Consider the following 233-nt stretch of genomic DNA (forward strand, 5'->3'; position numbering starts at 1 on the left):
GCTGCGTTCCGGCTTGGACTTGAACGTGCCTTCGAACTTCTTCGAATCCACGGCGACCCAGCTCGGCATGCCACCTTGCTCAGCCAGCGACAGCGCTTCGAGAATACGCGCTTGCTTCTTCTTCTGTTCGCGCACTGCGACGACGTCGCCTGCCTTCACTGGCCGCGACGGGATGTTCGACACGACGCCGTTCACCGTGATCGCCTTGTGGCTCACCAGCTGACGCGCTTCAG

General features: G+C 61.8%; 1 protein-coding gene. It reads right to left on the reverse strand.

All coding sequences use genetic code 11. The features are described 5' to 3' along the window. On the reverse strand, positions 1-233 hold a 233-nt coding region (locus R0J92_RS26960; protein ID WP_411053944.1), incomplete at both ends, for a S4 domain-containing protein.

The organism is Tritonibacter sp. SIMBA_163 (genome assembly GCF_046535935.1).
Classification (GTDB): domain Bacteria; phylum Pseudomonadota; class Alphaproteobacteria; order Rhodobacterales; family Rhodobacteraceae; genus Epibacterium; species Epibacterium scottomollicae.